This is a genomic window from Sorangiineae bacterium MSr12523 (assembly GCA_037157775.1).
In the GTDB taxonomy this organism is placed as follows: Bacteria; Myxococcota_A; Polyangia; order Polyangiales; family Polyangiaceae; genus Pendulispora; species Pendulispora brunnea.
This window is the reverse complement of record CP089982.1, coordinates 8,796,051-8,815,034: the sequence shown is the minus strand read 5'-3', so window position 1 is coordinate 8,815,034 and position 18,984 is coordinate 8,796,051. Positions and strand designations below refer to the sequence as shown.

Annotated in this window: 6 protein-coding genes; all 6 read right to left on the bottom strand. The window is 68.1% G+C overall.

Annotated features, from left to right (window positions below; all coding sequences use genetic code 11):
• Positions 1-2: 2 nt before the first annotated feature.
• From LZC95_34495 to LZC95_34470, 6 genes are read right to left on the bottom strand one after another with little or no spacing between them, the layout of a single operon-like run.
• Positions 3-6,287, bottom strand: coding sequence for an amino acid adenylation domain-containing protein (locus LZC95_34495; GenBank protein WXA91556.1), 6,285 nt, complete (start codon positions 6,285-6,287; stop codon positions 3-5).
• 4 nt (positions 6,288-6,291) lie between these two features.
• Positions 6,292-14,049 carry an amino acid adenylation domain-containing protein gene (locus LZC95_34490; GenBank protein ID WXA91555.1) on the bottom strand — a complete coding sequence of 2,586 codons (7,758 nt, stop codon included), beginning with the start codon at positions 14,047-14,049 and terminating at the stop codon, positions 6,292-6,294.
• Positions 14,046-14,996, bottom strand: coding sequence for a TauD/TfdA family dioxygenase (locus tag LZC95_34485; protein WXA91554.1), 951 nt, complete (start codon positions 14,994-14,996; stop codon positions 14,046-14,048). The genes LZC95_34490 and LZC95_34485 overlap by 4 nt, the downstream gene beginning before the upstream one ends.
• Positions 14,993-15,208 carry an MbtH family protein gene (locus LZC95_34480; protein ID WXA91553.1) on the bottom strand — a complete coding sequence of 72 codons (216 nt, stop codon included), beginning with the start codon at positions 15,206-15,208 and terminating at the stop codon, positions 14,993-14,995. Before LZC95_34480 ends, LZC95_34485 begins: the two co-directional genes overlap by 4 nt.
• The gene (locus LZC95_34475; protein WXA91552.1) at positions 15,205-17,598 is read right to left on the bottom strand and encodes a penicillin acylase family protein; all 2,394 of its coding nucleotides are present in this window, start codon (positions 17,596-17,598) and stop codon (positions 15,205-15,207) included. The genes LZC95_34480 and LZC95_34475 overlap by 4 nt, the downstream gene beginning before the upstream one ends.
• Positions 17,595-18,977, bottom strand: a complete 1,383-nt coding sequence (locus tag LZC95_34470) for a diaminobutyrate--2-oxoglutarate transaminase (GenBank protein WXA91551.1) — start codon at positions 18,975-18,977, stop codon at positions 17,595-17,597. Before LZC95_34470 ends, LZC95_34475 begins: the two co-directional genes overlap by 4 nt.
• Between the last annotated feature and the right edge of the window lie 7 nt (positions 18,978-18,984).

The following is an 18,984-nucleotide window of genomic DNA, read 5'->3' as shown; positions in this document are numbered from 1 at the left end:
TCTCAATCCATTTGGCCGAGGATGGCGTCGAGCTCGTGAACCTCGAGTTGGACGTCGGGGAAGTCGGAAAGCGTGTACCCGCCGGCATCGGGCGAGAGGCAGTGGGCAATGAGCTCCTCGAGCGCGTCGCGCCAGAGCGTGCCGAGAGCCTCCACCGTTTCCCTCCGATAGCGCGCACCGCTGTAGCGCCACGTCGCCTCGAGTTGGCCGTCGTACACGGCGGCGTCGATTTCCAGCTCGTACGAGAGCGCGCCTCGCGGATCGTGCTCGGCGCCGGGTGATTCCCCGGCGAGAGGGAAGCGCGCGCCCGCACCGACGATTTGGTCCCACTGTCCGAGGTAGTTGAACGCGATGCCCATCGGCGGAAGCTTTTGCAGCCGCTCGGCGACGTCACCCGTCCCGAGCTCCCGCACCACGCCGAAAGGCAGGCCATGGCGCGGGATCCGTCGCAGTTGCTCTTTGATCGACTTGAGCGCGTCGCCGGGCGCTGCATTCGGCGCGATGGTGAGCACCACGGGGTGCACGCTCGTGAACCACCCGACGGTGCGCGAGAGGTCCATTTCGTTGTCGCCCAGGACATGCCGACCGTGGCCCTCGACCTCCAGGGCCACGACGTTCTTACGCGTACGGCGTGCCAGCGCCAGGCCGAGCGCGGTCAGGAGGACCTCGTCCACGCGCGTGTTGTAGGCTTCGGGCACGGCCTCCAGCAGATTGCGCGTCATCGTAGCATCGAGGCCCACAGTAAGGGTCGCCGCCGCGGTTTCGGAGCGGTCACCCGCGGGATCGTCGGGCGGCACGGACGCGACCTGATCCCACGGGAGCTCGAGCCACGAGGCGGCTTCCTCCTGGAGGGCGGCGTCCTGTGCTGCGTTCTGCAGATGCTCGGCCCATTGCTTGAACGACGTGCTCTTCTCGGGGAGGAGGATCGACTCGCCGCGCCGGGCTTGATCGTACGCGGTCTCGAGATCCTCGAGCAGGATCTGCCAGGACACGCCATCGACGACCAAGTGATGCGCGATGAGCAGCAGCCGGCCGGGGCGCTGCGCTCCCAGGTCGAAGCCCACCACGCGAAGGACGGGTCCGACGGTGAGCTCCAGGCTGGCCTGCCACCGGGTGGCGTGGGCTTCGATGGCCTGCGCGTGCTCGGTCTCGGGCAGGCCGGAGAGATCGGCTCGATGCACGAGGGTGGCCGGTTCGTCGGGCGCATGCGTCTGGTGCCACGTGTTCCCTTCGCGCACGTACCGCAATCGCAGCGCGTCGTGGTGCTGCAGAAGCGCGTGCACGGCGGTTTCCAGCGCGGGCCACGCGAGGGGTTCGGCCACCGTGAGCAGGAGCGCTTGGTTCCAGTGATGGGGATTGGGCAGCGGGCGCGCGAAGAAGCGCCGCTGGATGGGCGTGAGCGGTGCCTCGCCGATGACCGGTCCCTGCTCATCAGGGAGATCGGTCGCCTCGGCATGGCTGCGTGCGATGGCCGCCAAGGCGCCCAAGGTCTGATGCTTGAACATGTCGCGCGTGGTGATGCGCACGCGCACCTGCCTGGCCCGCGCGACCACTTGCAGACACAGAATCGAGTCGCCGCCCAACTCGAAAAAGTTGTCCTGCGGCTCGACATGATCGCGCCCTAGGACCGAGGCCCAAATCTGCGCCAGCTGCTCGAGCTCGTACCCCTCCGCGAGGAGGCTCGCGCATGGAGCGCCGGCATCTTGCCGGCGGTCCGCCGGCCTCTGGCCGGCCGCCTCCTCTTTCACGATATCCACACGCGCCGGCTCGGTGAACGGCAGCTCGGAAATCCGCGCGCCCGGTTGGGCAGCGATGCCCTCGAGGAGCACGCGCAGATCGTCGGCCATGCGGCGGATCGTGCGCTCTTCGAAGAGATCCGTGCTGTACTCGAACGAGCCACTGAGCTCGTCGCCATCGTGGGCCATGTGCAGCGAGAGATCGAACTGGGCGGTGCCCGGATCGATCTCCACCGCCGAGATCTCGAGCCCCGCGACCGGCGCCGTTTGGCCCGGGTTCTCCTGGAGGGAGAACATCACCTGGAACAGCGGCGTGTGACTCAGGTTGCGCGCCGGCCGCAGCGCCTGGACGAGGCGCTCGAACGGCAAATCTTGATACGACTGAGCCTGCAGCACCTGCTCACGCACGCGGGCGAGGAGCGCCGTGAACGATGGATCGCCGCCGAGATCCGTCCGCAGTACGAGCGTATTGACGAAGAACCCCACGAGCCCTTCGATCTCCACGTGCGTGCGGTTCGCAATCGGCGTCCCGATGCAGAGATCCGTTTGGCCGCTGGTGCGCGCGAGCAAGGTCTGGAAGCCCGCGAGCAGCAGCATGAACGATGTCACGCCTTGGGCCCGCCCGAGCGCGCGCAGCGCAGCGGAAAGGCTTTGCGGAAGCGTGAACGCGAGACGGGCGCCCCGATACGATCGCTCCGCGGGCCGCGGATGGTCCGTCGGCAGCGAGAGCACCGGAGGATCGCTGCCCAGGGTCTGGCGCCAATAGGCGAGCTGCTGCTCGAAAGCCGGCCCATCGAGCCATTCGCGCTGCCAACGCGCGTAGTCCGCGTACTGGATACGCAGCGGCGGTAGCTCCGCATCCGTGGCGTAAAGCTCCGTCACCTCGCGGATCAAGACCCCCATGGACCAGCCGTCCGAGACGATGTGATGGAGCACCACGAGCAGCACGTGCTCGTGTGCCCCGAGCCGGACCAAGGTGACCCGAAGAAGCGGCCCCGCGCTCAGATCGAAGGGACGGTGGGCGCGCTCCTCGAGCAAGGCCAGCGCGTCGTCCGGCGCGGCGCTTCGATCGACGAGCTCCATCGCGAGCGGCTGCTTGGCATCCACGTGCATCACCGGACGTCCACCGTCATCGACGAACCGCGTGCGCAGCGATTCGTGACGTCGAACGACCGACTCGAAGCTGCGCTGCAGACGCGCCGGATCGAGCGGCCCGCGCAGCCGCACCGCCGCCGGAACGTTGTACGACGCCGCAGTGGGCTCGAGCTGCGCGAGAAACCAAAGGCGCTCCTGGGCGAAAGAGAGCGGAAGCTGCCCCTCGCGCGGTCGTGCCACGAGCGGCGGTAGCGACTTCACGGGCCGCCCGCGGAGCACCTCGACCTCGCGCGCTTGCGCGGCGATGGTGGGCGTCTCGAACAGCGCGCGAAGCGGTACCTCGATGTTGAACACGCGCCGAATGCGCGAAAGGACCTGCGTCAGCATCAGCGAATGGCCGCCCAGATCGAAGAACGAGTCCTCGACCCCGACCCGCGGCACGCCCAGCACGTCCGCCCAGATCCCGGCGAGAAGTTCCTCCGTCGGCGTCCGCGGAGGGATCCACCCGTCTGCGTCGCCCGCCTCCGGGGCCGGCAGCGCCCGTCGATCCACCTTGCCATTCGGTGTGCGCGGCAGCGACGAGAGAACGACGAAGGTCGGCGGCACCATGTACTCCGGCACCCGCGCGCGCAGCCACTCCCGCAGTTCGTCGATGCTCGCGCCCGACGTGGCCACGTACGCCACGAGCCGCGTGACACCCGGTCGATCCTCGCGGACCACCACCGCCGCCTCGGTGATCGCCGCATGCTCGGCGAGCCGCGCCTCGATCTCGCCGAGCTCGATGCGGAATCCGCGAACCTTGACCTGGTGATCGCGCCGGCCGGCGAACTCGATGGTGCCATCGGGCCGGTAGCGCCCTAGATCCCCGGTCTGGTACAACCGCGCGCCTGGCTCGTTCTCGAAGGGGTTCGGCACGAAGGCCTCCGCGGTGCGGCGCGGATCGCCCAAGTAGCCGCGGCCAACGCCGATGCCGCCCACGAAGATCTCGCCGCAGACCCCAATGGGCAGCGGCGACAGAAGATGATCGAGGACGTAGAGCCGAAGGTGATCCACGGCCCTGCCAATCGGAACCTGCGTTTCGTCGGCGGGCGGTGGCGTTGTCAGCGGATGCAAGGACACGTCGTCCGAGCACTCCGCGGGCCCGTAGGCATTCATCAGCGGCACGCCCGGATAGCGCCCGAGCCAAGCTCGCACCAGCGCGGCCGGCAGCGCCTCGCCCGTGGGTAGGATCCAGCGGAGTCGCTCCAGTGCGGGTGGCGTCGGCATCTCGCCGGCCGCGTCCAGCATGCCCTGTAGCACGGAGGGCACCACCTCGATGATGCGGATCCCCCGACGCTCGACGTGCTCGAGCAGGCGTGCGGGATCGCGCACGATGTCGTCCGGCACGATCTCGACCACCCCGCCGCAGAGCAATGCCGTGAGAAACTGCCAGACGGAGATATCGAAGCAGGGCGAAGCCGTTTGCGCGACGACGATACCCTCGCCGAGTCCGAGCCGCGGGAACTTGCTGACCATGTTGTTCAGCATTCCGCGCCGCTCGACCATGGCGCCCTTGGGCACGCCGGTGGAACCGCTCGTGTAGATCACGTAGGCCAGATTGAACGGCCCACCGCGTTCGGGCAGATTGTCGTCCGACTCCGTGGAGACCTCTTCGAGGACGACGATGCTCGGGCGACGGCCCGCATCGAGCGATGCCACGAGACGCTCGATGCGTTCTCGATACCGCGCACGGGTGACCACCGCACGCGGCTCGCTGAGCGCGAGAATGCGCGCCACGCGCTCGTCCGGGTAACCCGGCTCCAGCGGCACGTACGCACCTCCCGCCTTGAACACCGCGACAATCATGGTCAGCAGCTCGATCCCGCGATCGTCGATGAGGACCACCCGCTCCTCGGGACCGACACCCCGGGCCGCGAGCGCATGCGCCAATCGGTTCGCATCGCGATTCAACTCCGCGTACGTCCGCCGCCGATCCTCGCACGTGACCGCCACCGCCTCGGGCGTCCGAGCCACTTGCGCGTGAAACAGGGCCGCGTACGAAGAAAAATCGCCGCGCTTTGCCTCCGTCGTATTCCACTCCACGAGAGCTTGCTGCCGCTCGTCCGCCGTGAGCAGCGGCAGATCGCCGAGGCGCGCATTCGGATCGCGGGCCATCCCCGCGAGAAGCGTTCGCAGATTGGCCAGCAGCCGCGCAGCGGCCTCCGGGTGCACGCGCGCCGGATCGTAGGAGAGCTTGAGCGGCAGCTCGGCATCGACCCAGGACATCACCGTGAGCGGGTAATTCGTATGGACGCGGTCCCGCACGTCCTGAACGCGAAATACCATCTTTCCATCGCGCAACGTGGGATCGGTGGGGGCATTCTCGAAGACGAACAAGCTCTGGAAAAGCGCCTGGCCGCGTTCGACCTCACTCCATTTCTGAATATCGACGAGCGGCGCATATTCGTATTGCCGGACTCGAAGATTTTGCCCGAGCAGCTCCACGAGCCAGGGCAAAAGCGGTTGCTCCGGCGGCACGGCCACCCGCAATGGCAAGGTGTTGATGAAGAGGCCAATGATGGACTCGACGTTCGGGAGCTCCGGAGGCCGGCCCGCCACCGTGACCCCAAAGAGCACCTCGCGTTCCCCGCTGTAGTGGCTGAGGAGCAGCGCCCATGCACCCTGCACGATCGTGTTGAGCGTGATTCGGTGACGCTGCGCCAGCCCCGATAGAATTTCAGTGGACTTTCGGTCCAACCGAATCAAAAGGTCGTCGATGGTGGCGTCGTCGGTTCGCGAGCCCGGGCGCCGCTCCTCGATTCCGAGCTGCGTCGCGCTCGCGAAGCCTGCCAGGTATTGCCGCCAGAACGCCTCTGCGGCGGGCAGATCCTGCCGCCCGAGCCAATCGATGTAATCCTTGTACGGACGCGGGGCCGGCAACCGCGGAGTTTCGCCGCGCACCAGGGCCTCGTAGTGGGCGAGAAAGTCCATCATCAACGACGAGGTGCACCACTCGTCGAGCAAGATGTGATGGAAGCTGTGCACGAACTCGTACGTCCGTTCGTCGAGTCGAATGAGGCGAAAACGGGTGAGCGGCGCCTTCCCGAAATCGAACCCCGCGTCGAGCTCGGCCTGCAGCACCGCGGCCAAGCGTGTCTCCTGCGCCTCGCTCCCACGGAGGTCGCGCCAATCGAGAACCTCGAAGGGCATTTCCAGGTTCTTGTGAACGACTTGGAGCGGGCGCTTTTGGCTTTTCCAAACGAACGATGTCCGCAGCACGGGGTGCCTCGCGCCGACGTATTGCCACGCTCGGACGAAGGCATCGATGTGCAGATCGCCCTCCAGCCGATACCGGTTTTGCATCAAATAGATGCCCGAGGTCGGCCGGAGCAGGGTGTGGAACAGCATGCCCTCCTGCATGGGGGAGAGGGCGTAGACGCTTTCGATGTTCGCAGAACGATCAGCCTTGTCGGTCACAGTCTCACCTCTCGAGCTCGTCCAGGAGATCGCTCCACTCCTCGGGGGACAAGCCAGCGTCAGGGGGTTCAGGGGCCGCCGCAGGCGCCTGGGCGGGCGCGTTCTCGGTGGATGCGACGGCCAGTGGAACGGCCAACGCCGCGGCCTCGGCGATGGTCGGATGGTCGAACATCTGCTTGGGCGTGAGCCGCAAACCGCGCTGCGCCGCCCGGGCGATGACCTGCAAGGTGATGATGGAGTCGCCACCCAGCTCGAAGAAGTCGTCATGGATGCCGACGCGCTCTTGGACGAGGAGCACCGCCCAGATCTCGGCCAAGATGCGCTCGGCCTCGGTCTGCGGCGGTGCATACGGGCGCTTCGCCGCGGCCACTGCATCGGGCGCCGGCAGGGCACGCCGATCGACCTTGCCGTTCGGCGACAGCGGTAGCCGATCGAGCACCAAGATGCGCGACGGCACCATGTACGCGGGGAGGCACTCGCCCACCCAGGTGCGAAGCGCCTCGGGCTCCAAGGGCGCGGCCGCGGACACGTACGCGGCGAGGCTCTTGCCGCCGTGGGCTTGCTCGCGCGCGACCACGACGGCCTCGCGGACATCGGGGTGTTGGAGCAGGCGCGCCTCGATCTCGCCGAGCTCCACGCGCAGACCTCGAATCTTCACCTGGTGATCGAGCCGCCCGAGGAACTCGATGGCGCCATCGGGTCGATAGCGCGCGAGATCGCCCGTCCGATACAGCCGCCCTCCCGGCGCCGTCCCGAACGAATCGGGGATGAACCGCTCCGCCGTCAGCTCCGGCCGGCGGTGGTAGCCGCGGGCCAGTCCGACACCGCCCAGATGGATCTCCCCGGCCACACCGTCCGGCACCGGGTGGCCTTGGCGATCGAGGATGTACGTCTGCACATTCGCGATGGGCGAGCCGATGGGCACGGATGCCGTGTCGTCCTCGGGCCGGCAGGCCCACGCCGTTACGTCGATGGCCGCTTCGGTCGGACCGTAGAGATTGTGCAACTCCGCACCAAGCCGCTCGAAGAAGCGCCGTGCGAGCTCGGAGGGCAACGCTTCACCGCTGCAGATGACCCGCCGGAGCGAACGGCACCCCGAGACGCCCGGGGTCTCCAAAAAGGCCTGGAGCATCGGAGGAACGAAGTGCACGGTCGTGACGTCATGCCGCGTGATGAGCTCGAGCAGGCGCTCACCGTCGCGGTGATCGCCGGGGCGGGCCACGACCAAGCCGGCGCCGGTCATGAGGGGCCAAAAGAATTCCCACACGGAGACGTCGAAGCTGAAAGGCGTCTTCTGAAGCACCCGGTCCGAGGTCGTCAGGCCGTAGCGCTCTTGCATCCACTGCAGTCGATTGAGCAGACCGCGATGGCTATTGCCTGCGCCTTTGGGCCGGCCCGTCGAGCCCGAAGTGTAAATCGTATATGCGAGGTTCTCGGGTGCCACGTGGACGCCCGGGTTTTCGGTGGGCTCGCGCTCGATGGTGGCTCGGTCCGCGTCGAGGCAGATCACACGGGCCCGATGCGCGGGCAGGCGCGAAGCCACCGGCCATTGACTGAGGAGCACCGGTGCTCCCGCGTCCTCGAGCATGAAGGCAATGCGGTCGGCCGGATACTCCGGATCGATGGGCACGTAGGCACCGCCGGCCTTGAGGATGCCGAGCAGGCCCACCACCATGTCCACGGAGCGATCCATCGCAATGGCGACGAGCACGTCGGGTCCGACGCCGCAGCGCCTCAGGGCGTGCGCGACCTGATTGGCGCGTTCGTTCAGCTCGCGGTAACGAAGGCTTCGCTCGTCGAAGATGAGCGCGACGTCGTCGGGCTTTGCGAGGGCGTTCGCTTCGAAGAGCTCGTGCACGAGTCGGTCGCTCGGATACGGGCGCTCGGTCGCGTTCCGCTTGGCCACGGTGCGCCGATCGTGCAATTCGCCGAGCAACGACAGCGCGCCCACCCGCGCCTCGGGGCGGCTGCTCAACTGACGAAGCGCCGCCTCGACGAGGCCGAGCAACCGCGATGCACCTTCCTGGTCGAAGCGGCGTAGGTCGTACGAGAGCCGGAGCCGGAGCTCGGGCCCGGGGATGACCGTGAGGGTGAGCGGGTAGTTCGTCTGCTCCGTGAACTCGACATCCCGCACCGCGAGCCCGGGCAGTCCTTGGTAGGCGCGCGGATCGGCGGGGTAGTTCTCGAAGACCAAGAGGCTTTCGAACAGGGCCTGGCCCGAGGGCAGGGGACTCCAAGCCCGCGCGCGGGCGAGGGGCGTGTGCTCGTAGGCGCCGAGCTCCGTGGTGCGCGTCAGGAGATCGCGCAGCCAGTCCGCCACCGTCGTGGATGCCGGCACGGCCACGCGCAGGGGGAGCGTGTTGATGAAGAGCCCCACCATGCCTTCCACGCCGGGCAGGGTCGCCGGTCGTCCGGCCACCGTGATGCCGAAGAGAACATCGTCGACGCGGGCCGTGCGACCGAGCACGAACGCCCACGCGCCCTGGGCCACCGTGTTGAGCGTGAGCCGTTGCTGCTGCACGAAGCGCTGGAGACGCTCCGTGGCCGACCCCGAGAGCGTCAGCGCTTCCACGCCCTGTCCCGTGGGAATGTCGGCCGCCTGCACCCGCTCGAGCGGCAACGGCGTGGCCGCGTGAAAGCCCTCCAAGGTGCGCTGCCAAAACGGCTTGGCCGCGTCGGGATCGTGCTCGTGCAACCACGCGATGTGGTCGCGGTAACGCGTGCGCGTCGTCAACGAGACCGTCCGCCCCGAGCGCAAGGCATCGTAGACGGAGAACGCATCGCGCAGGACGAGGGCCGCGGACCACCCGTCGAGGACGAGGTGATGGTGGCTCCAGAGAACCAGGTGGACATCGTCCTCCAGGCGCAGGAGCGAGATGCGCATGAGCGGACCCTGCCCGAGTTCGAACCCCTTCGCGCGATCGGCCTCGAGACGGGCCTCGATCCGCGGGCGATGCTCGTCCACGCCGAGGTCGCGCCAATCCTCGATGCCAATGTCGATCGCCGCCGCGCGCCCGACGATCTGAAGCGGCTCGTCGGCGCCCTCCCATAGGAAGGTCGTGCGCAGCACACCGTGGTGCTCGACGACGGCTTCCCATGCGTGGCGGAACGCGTCCGGGTCGAGTGCCCCCTCCAGCCGGCAGGTCACCTGCTCGACGTAGACGCCCGAGCCGGGCTCGTACAAGCTGTGAAAGAGGAGCCCTTGCTGAAGTGGGCTCAAAGGATACACGTCCTCGACGTCGCGCCGGGCGGCCAGCACGCGGTCCAAGGTCGCCTGCTCGAGTCGTGCAAGCGGGAAGTCCGATGGCGAGTAGGGTACGTCGCCGCGTTTGCCTGCCTCGAGTGCATGGTTCGAGAGGTCGCGGATGCGCGCGGCGAAATCCTGCTGCAGCCGCTCGATGGTCTCGCGCCGGTAGCGCGCGCCGCTGTAGCTCCATGTCACGCGCAGGCGGCCGCCGACCACGGCGCAATCGATCTCCAGCTCGTAGCCTCGGGGAGATCTGGGATCGCGTTCGGGGCCAGCATCGGCATCGGCGAATGCGAAGAGCGGGCTTTTCGCGAAGAGATCGTCCCATTGTCCGAGGTAGTTGAAGCTCACCTCGGGTGCGCGTTGCTCGCGGATCGCCTGCGCACGCGGGTCATTCGTGAGATGGCGCAGCAGTCCGTAGCTCCCACGCATGGGCGACAGACTGCGAAGTCGTTCCTTCACCGCGCGGAGCGCGTGCTCGGGCGCCGCGTCGGCCGGGATCTCCAGCCGTACTGGGTAGACCGACGTGAACCACCCGACTGTGCGTGAGACGTCGACATCATCGAGCACATCGCGCCCGTGCGCCTCCAGCTCGACGAGCACCGCGTCGTGTTTCGTCCACTGCGCCAGGGCCCCGGCAAAGGCCGCGAGCAGCACCTCCTCCACGCGCATGCGGTACGCGGGGGCCGACTCGAGCAGCGCTTGCGTCGCTTGCACGTCGAGACGCTCCGTGAGGCGCACCGTTTCCCCCTCGATGGCGGCGCCCGCGGGATCGTCCACGGGAAGCGAAGGCCTTGGCACCTCGAGCCACGCGGGTACGTGCTGCAGGATCGCTTCCGACTGGGCATGCACCGCAAGCCGACGCGCCCACGTGCCAAAGGCGCTGGACGTCGAGGGAAGCTGGATCGCCTCACCCGAGGTGTGCTGCGCATAGGCGAGCTGCAGGTCTTCGAGCAGGATGCGCCAGGAGACCGCGTCGACCACCAGGTGATGGGCGACGAGCAGCAACTGGGCAGGCGACGCACCGCGATCGAGGAGCACCGCACGGAGCAGGGGCCCGTCGCTCAGATGAAGCTGCGACTGCCCATGCTCGAGGGTGTCCGCGCGCACGAGCACCGCGCGCGACGCCGGCGCGTATTCTTGCCGCCAGTCGCTCGCGGTGCGGGTGAAACGTAGCCTCAGGGCATCGTGATGCTCCGCCACCGCGGCGAGTGCGGTCTCGAGCGCCTCGAACACGACGGGCTGGCGCAGCTCGAGCAAGAACGATTGATTCCAATGGTGCGGGTTCTCGGCGCCCTGCGCGAAGAACCAGCGCTGGATGGGCGTGAGGGGAACCTCGCCCTCCGGCCGCTCCGCGCCCGCGGGTGTTTCCGAGAGCGGCTCCGCGACCGTCGCCAGTTCGGCGATGGTCTGATGGAGGAAGATCTGCCGCGCCGTGATCGCGAGCCCGGCGGCCCGAGTGCGCGAGACGACCTGCAGCGCCAGGATCGAATCGCCACCGATCTCGAAGAAGTTTTCCCGCGTCCCCACGGGTCTTCCCAGCAGCGACGTCCACACGGTGGCAAGAACCGCTTCCGCATGGGTCGTCGGCGCCGTGGCTGCGCGCTCGGCGTCGATGGTTGGCGCCGGCAATGCGCGCCGGTCGACCTTGCCGTGCGTCGTATGGGGCAGCTGATCGAGTACCACGAACGACGATGGCACCATGTAGTCCGGCACCCGCTCCTTCAGGGCGCGCCGGAGGGCCTCCGGCTCCACGGTGGCATCGGCCGCGACGTACGCGACCAAGCGGCGATCGCCCGGGAGGTCTTCCCGCACGAGCACGATCGCCTCGCGCACGCCGGGGTGCGCGGCGAGTTGTGTCTCGATCTCGCCCGGCTCGATGCGAAAGCCGCGCAGCTTCACCTGATGATCCACGCGGCCGGCGAACTCCAATTGTCCATCGTCGCGCCAGCGGACGCGATCGCCGGTCCGATAGAGCCGCTCGCCCGGCCGCCCCGAGAACGGATCCGGCACGAAGCGCGCGGCGGTTTGATCGGGACGTCGCCAGTACCCGCGCGCAAGGCCTTGTCCGCCCAGGTGAAGCTCGCCCATCACGCCGACGGGAACCGGTTCCCCCGCGGCATCGAGCACGTAAGCGCGCACACCCGCGAGGGCGCGCCCGATGGAGGTTGCCCACGCATCGCGCGGATCGGTCACCGTCAAATCGCTGACCGTCGCGCTCACGGTGGCCTCGGCCGGGCCGTACGTGTTGAGCAAGCGAACGTGCGCCGCGCTGGCCGAGGCCCGCCACGCGCTCACCCGCTCCGGCAGGGCCGCCTCGCCACCGATGATGAGCAGGCGCAAGCAGGCAGGCACCGTGAGTCCCTCCTCCAGGCCCGCCACGACGCGATGCCAATACATCGTCGGAAGGTCCAGCACGGTGATGCCCCAGCGCTCGCACGCGTCGAGGAACGTGGCCACCGATTCGAGCATTTCTTCCGTGCGCAACACCAGGGTCGCGCCGCGCGCCAGGCAGGGGAAAATCTCCTCCACGCTCGCATCGAAGCTCAGGGCCGCGAACTGCAGCACCCGATCGCCGGGCGCGATGGCATAGTGCGCGGCCGCCGTTTCGACGAAGCTCACCAGCGTCCGTTGCGCGACCACCACGCCCTTGGGCACCCCCGTCGAGCCCGACGTATAGAGGATGTACGCGGCCTGTTCGAGGGCGGGATCTTCCGGCGAAACGACGTCCGCTTCCCCATCGAGGCACCCGAGCGCCGGATCGAGGACCAGCGTGTCCACACCCGGCGGCAAATCGGCGTGGCCTTCGGCGATGACGACGGAAACCCCCGCGTCCTCGATCAACTGGGCCATGCGCTCGCGCGGGTATTTCGGATCGATGGGCACATAGGTGCCGCCCGCACGAAGCACGCCGAGCACGGCGACGATCATGCCGATCGAGCGAGGCAGGCACACGCCGACCCTCCTCTCGGAGCCGACGCCGCATCGTTGCAAACGATGCGCAAGCTGCCGGGAGCGCCGGTCGAGCTCCCCGTACGTCATGCGCCGCTCGTCATGGACGAGGGCCACCGCGTCGGGGGTGCGCGCAGCTTGCTCCTCGAACATGCGGTGCACCCGACGCGTCGCGGGGCGCGGCACGTCGTTGGAGCCGCTCCAGCCGAGAAGCTGGCTGCGCTCCTCGGGCGCGAGCATCGGCAATTGGGAGAGGCGCGCGTCCGGGTTCGCCGCGGCGCCTTCGAGCACACGGCGCACGTGCGTGCTGAATCGCGCGATGCGGGGCTCGTCGAACAAGTCCATGTCGTATTCGATCGCGCCGGCCAGACCATCGTCGTCGGGCGCGAACTCGAGGGACAAATCGAACTGCGCGCCGCCCGCATCCAGATCGAGCAAGCGCATCGTGAGCCCCGGGATCGCCGGCATCTCCCCCAGCGCGGGTTGGAGCGCAAACAGCACTTGGCATAGCGGAGCGTGGCTCAAGTCGCGCGTCGGGCGCACGGCCTCGACCACGCGATCGAACGGAACGTCTTGGTTCGCCTGCGCATCGTGCACGGTGTCCTTCACCCGCCCGAGCAGGGACACGAACGACGGATCGCCACCGAGATCCGTACGGAGCACGACGGTGTTGGCGAAGCAGCCGACGAGCCCTTCGAGCTCCGCCCGGTTTCGGTTGGTGACCGGCGTGCCGACGGCAATGTCGGTCGCCCCCGTGTAACGCGCAAGCACGGCTTGGAACGCCGCGAGCAACACCGTGTACAGGGTGGTCCCTTGCTGCTTCGCCCGATCGCGCAGCCGGTCCACGAGCTCACCGGGCACTCGGAAAAAGTAGCGCGCTCCCCGGTGACGCTGGATCGCGGGCCGCGGGCGATCCGTCGGCAGCTCCAGAATGCCATCTTGGCCGGCGAGCTTCTGACTCCAGTAGGCGAGCTGCGAGATGAGGACCCCCGCCTCGGCGCGCCGGCGTTGCCAATCCGCGAAGTCCGCATACTGCAGCGCCAAATCGGCCAGCGGCGACGGTTTTCCGGCCGCGAGCGCCGCATACAACACGGCGAATTCCTGCAGGACCAGGTGGGTCGACCAGCCATCGAATACGATGTGGTGCACCACCCACACGAGCACGTGCTCGTTGGGTCCAATACGCAACAGGAGCAGCCGCAGCAGCGGGCCGTTCACCAGATCGAAGGGGCGCCGTGATTCGCGTTCGATCAGGCGCCGCGCCTCCGGCTCGCGCTCGCTCGCCGCCAGTCCGCTCAGATCGACCACCGGCACACGCTGCGCGCTCTCCGGGTGAATCACTTGCGAGGGTTGGCCATCGACCGCCTCGAATGTCGTGCGCAGAACTTCGTGCCTGCGCACGATCTCGGTCACGCATCGTTCCACGAGGCCCGTGTCGAGGGGGCCATCGAGCCGCACGGCCGCCGCCATGTTGTACGACGTGCTCTCGGGCTCGAGCTCCCCGTGAAGCCAGAGTCGCTCCTGCGCAAAGCTCATTGGGAAAACGAACAGATCCTCGCTCACGTCGAAGCTCCCTCCTCGGGACGATACGATTCGGCCATGGCCACCAGCACTTGGCGGGGCCCTTTGAAGGACGATCGGCCGTGCGCCACCAGCATGTTGTCGGCCAGCACCACGTCGCCCTCTTGCCACGGGAACGCCACGGCGACCTGCCGATACACCTCGCGAATCTCGTCGAGAACACCGTCCTCGATGGGCGTGCCATCGCCGTAAAAGGCGTTGCGGGGCAGCTCGTCCTCGGCGAAGACGGCCAGCAAACCTTCGCGCGCCGCCGGCTCGAGGTTCGAGACGTGGAAGAGGTGCGCTTGATTGAACCAGACCACGTCCTTCGTGCGCGGGTGCGTGGCGATGGCCTGGCAAATCTGCCGCGTGCGCAGCTCACCATCGTCCTTCCACTCGCAAAGGATGCCCGCGTCCCGGCAGAAGCCCTCGACCACCTTGGGATCCTCCGTGCCGAAGACCTTTTGCCAGGGGACGTCGAGGCCGTTGCCGTAATTGCGCGTGTACATGACCTTCTTGGCCACGAAGCGCTCGCGGATGCGCGTGGGGATCCGGCGCAACACCTCGCGGCTGTCGGCGAGCGGGGTCTCACCGCCCTCGAGCGCGGGCTTGGCGCAGTAGAACCAAATCTTGAGCGGCCACTCCGTGGTGTACGACTGCTCGTTGTGCAGCGGGATCTGCTGGTGCGCGGGGTATTCGGTGGAGGTGTAGATGCGCCCGGACAGTTGCGAGCGCGGCGTCGAGCCGAAGGTGTACTCCAGGAGATCGGGCGTGACGAACGAGACCATGCGCTCGAAGTCACTGGGGCCGCGCACGGGAAATCCGCGGAAGAGAACGGCCCCCTGCCTCGCGAGGTGCTCTTCCACGGCGGCGCGGATGCTTTCGGCGAAGTCCGACAGATCGCCCGGCCCGCTCGGGCTCACGATGCTCGGGAAGGGGCCGAAGCTCACGACGTCTTGCCCTCCATCTGCTTGCGCAGGCTGAGGGGCCGCATGTCGGTCCAAACCGTGGCGATGTGGTCCAGGCATTCGGACTTCGTTCCGCTCTTGCCTGCGTCGCGCCAGCCCAGAGGATTGTCGCGGTACTCCGGCCAGATGGAATACTGCTCCTCGTGGTTGACCACCACTTTGTACGTCGTCGTATCGTCGTGTTCTTCGCTCATCGTTTTTCTCCTTGGGTTGGTGCGAGCGTCAAAGTCGCGCGGGTGGCGCCCGCCAGCAGTGGCAAAGGACGGCCCGCAACCCACGCCGCCTGTTGGTCGCCGTAGTGGGGTGAAAGCGGGTGACCGGATTGACCCGCGGGCATGTGGAGGATGGCATCGCGCTCATGCCCGGGCGCGACGACGAGGCGCTCGCTCGCGCCAAGCGTGCCCGCGGCCATGCGCACGCAGGAGCCGCAGCCGGCGAGGGGCTCGGCGGGCATGTCCAGCCATCGGCCGAAGAGCGGCACCCCGTCCGAGAGCGGGTGGCGGACCTGCACGTGATTGGCCTCGCCCCAAGCGAGGTTTGCGGGGTCCTTGCCGTAGCGTTTCTTGGCTTCGTCCTGCGCCTTCAAAAGGGACGCGCGCACGAAGTCGTTCCAGCTCGGGGCGGGCGGGGGGACGAGGCTGCTCGGTCGTTCGGTGAGGAGCCGCTGCATCGGGGTATCGATGTCCCCGAGGTCGAATTGGAACTCCGGCTCGAGGGTGCGGCAGGCACCGAGCCATGCGCCGAAGATCTCCTTGGCGAGGACGCGCCGAAACGAAACGAGCCACGCGAACCCCGGGCTCGTGACATCCGCGCGACCATCCCACGCCTCGAGCGCCGCACGGGCCTCGCCCAGCCGCGGATTGGCCGCGACCGCAGCATCGTCGAGCGTCGCCAGTGCCGCGTCGCGGTAGATGTCGAACGGCTCGCTGCGCGTGTCGAGTTGAACGGCGAGCATGTCGCCCTCGGTCACCTTGGGCATCTCCCGCAGCCGCTCCGTGATTCGGTAGGCGCGGTAACCGTTGACGAAGTCGTGGCCGAGCACAGGCACGTCGGGCCCGATCGGCATGCGTTGGTTCGCGTTCACCACGAAGCCCGACGGCGGATCGAGAAGGCGCGGCATCGCCGTCGGCGCGACGTAGCTGCCCCACGCGTCGTTGCCGCCCGCCCACGAGACGCTCACCTCGCCGTCGAATCCCTGCCGACGGGGGATGCGCCCGGTCATCGTCCAGCCGATCCGCCCCTTCTCGTCGGCCAGCATGGCATTCATCGGCGGGTTTCCCGCGCGGTTCATCACGGCGGCGGCGTCCTCGATCGTGCGTGCGCCGTCCATCTCGAGCAGGCCGAAATCCACGGCCTCCGGATCGAGGGCCGTCCATTTCACGGCCACGTCCCGGCCCAGGAGCTTGCGCGAGGCCACCGGGCCCCACATCGTGCGGCGAATCGGGGTCGTTACGTCGGCCTCGCCCTGCACCTTCACGACGGCTTGCTCCACCTCGAACGGCTTCCACCCGTCCGGCGTGCGGTACGCGTCGGGGTGCTGCGGATCGGTCTCGAGCTGGACGAGGTCGAACACGTCGCCCTCGAGATTCGTGAGCCCCCAGGCGACGTGACCGTTCGACCCCGCAATCACGGCGGGCACCCCGGGCAGCATCACCCCGGAGATCTCCAGCTCACCGTAACGAAGCGTGGCGCGGTACCAAACATTGGGCACGCCGAGATCGAGATGCATGTCGTTGGCGAGGATGGCGCGTCCATCCTGCGTCTTCGTGCCCGCGACGGCCCACCCGTTGGAGCCCTTCGGTGCCTCGCCCGCGCTGGCCGAGAGCACCGGTTCGTTTCCCGGACCGGGGGGCGTCGCGGCGAGCGCGTGAAGCTCGCGGACGGGCAACGGTCTCTCCTCCATCCGCGCGCCCAAGAGTGCCCGCGTGTAGCGATCGCTGTCGGGCGAGAGGAAGTCGGCGACGTTCGGCGGCACGCAGCGGGCGATGACGCTATGGGTTCGCTCCTGATCCTCGCTGCTGCTCAAAACCTGGAACATGCCGAGGGCGACGAGTGCGCTGTCCTCCGGCCGCCAAGGCTCGGGGTGGTAGCGAAGCAGCTGGAACTCGAAGGGGAGCGTACGCCCGCGCGCGAGGTAGGCGTTGACTCCTTGCGTGTACGCCTCGACCGCGGCGCGCTGCGGGGCAGGGAGGCGTGCGACGATGAGGGACGCGAGTCGGTCGAAGCCGTAGGTGCGGCTCTGTACATCCATCGAGAGCAGATCGCGTCCGAAGATCTCCGCGAGGCGGCCCGCGGCCTGGCGGCGCTGAAGGTCCATCTGAAAGAGTCGATCGCGCGCGTTGAGGTACCCGAGCGCGCGCCATGCGTCCTCGCGCGACGCGGCTCGGATCGTGGGGATCGCATGCTCGTCGCTGGTCACCGTGACGGTGTCGGCGAGGCCTGCGACGGTCACCTTCGCGTCCAACTCGGGCAGGGACGCCCGCAAGGTGAACGTGACGAATCCCACGGCGGCGAGGAGCAGGCCGCCCAACGTGGCGGCCGCCCAGAGCACGAGGCGCCGCCATCTCGCGCGCGTGCGGGTCATGACGCCTGTTCGGCTGCCCGCACCGCCTCGTCGAAGATGGTGGCAATGGAGTCGACCTGCTCCGCGGTGACGATGAGCGGCGGGAGAAAGCGCACGACGGTGTCGTTTCGGCCGCCCAGTTCGACGATGAGACCTCGCCGCAGCGCTTCCGATTGAATGAGCCGGGCCTTCGCGGGCGCGGCCGGGTGTGCGCCCGCGGCATCGGGCTCGCGCTCACGATCGACGATCTCGGCGCCGACCATCAGCCCGCGTCCGCGCACGTCGCCGATGCAACGCGAGCGACCTTGAATGGCCATAAGGTGCTCGCGGAGGCGCTCGCCCATCGCGCCGGCGTGGCGATCGAGCCGCTGCTCGCGAATCGCGTCGATGGTGGCGATGCCCGCGGCCATGGCGAGCTGGTTGCCGCGGAACGTGCCGGCATGCGCGCCCGGTGCCCAGCGATCGAGATCCTTGTCGTAGAGCACGACGCTCATCGGAAGGCCGCCGCCGATGGCCTTCGAGAGAACGAGCACGTCCGGCACCACGTCCGCGTGCTCGAAGGCAAACATGGCCCCCGTGCGGCCGAGGCCCGATTGAACCTCGTCGAGGATCAGGGGAATGCCGCGCTCGCGGGTGATCCTGCGGATCTCTTGCAACCACGTGAGCGGTGCGGGAATGACCCCGCCCTCGCCTTGAACCGGCTCGACGACGAGCGCCGCGGGCGAGACGATGCCGCTGTACGGATCGTCGAGCAGTCGCTCCACGAAGGTGCTGGCCAGGCGTCCGGTCTCCGCGCCGCCAACCCCGAACGGGCACCGGTACGCATAGGGATAGGGCAGGAAGTGAACATCGGGCATGAGCCCTGCGACGTGTTCCTTCGGGCCGCGGCTCCCGGTGAGTGCCAGCGCGCCATGGGTCATGCCGTGGTAGGCCCCGCGAAATGCCAGCACCGAGCGCCGGCCGGTGGCCGTCTTCACGAGCTTGAGCGCGGCCTCGATGGCATCGGCACCCGTGGGCCCGCAGAACTGGATGCGCGCCCGCTCGGCGAATCGCGGGGGCAAAAGCCCGATCAGGTCATCGATGAAGCGGTGCTTGACCGGCGTCGTCAGATCGAGCGTCTGCATGGGCAGGTCCTGGGAAATCGCGCGAACCAGCGCTTCCTTGACCAGCGGGTGGTTGTGCCCGAGCGCGAGCGCGCCCGCCCCAGCGAGGCAATCGATGTACGAGCGCCCGTCCGCATCTTTGACGTAGATGCCGCTGGCACTCGCCAGTGCGAGCGGCAAACCGCGCGGGTAGCTACGCGCGTTCGATTCGCGCGCCGCTTGCTGCTCGAGGTAGACGCTGTTCGGGATGTGTCCCGAATGGGAAGGCGAAGAGCTCTGCAACGAAGGTACGTTCACGGCGTGT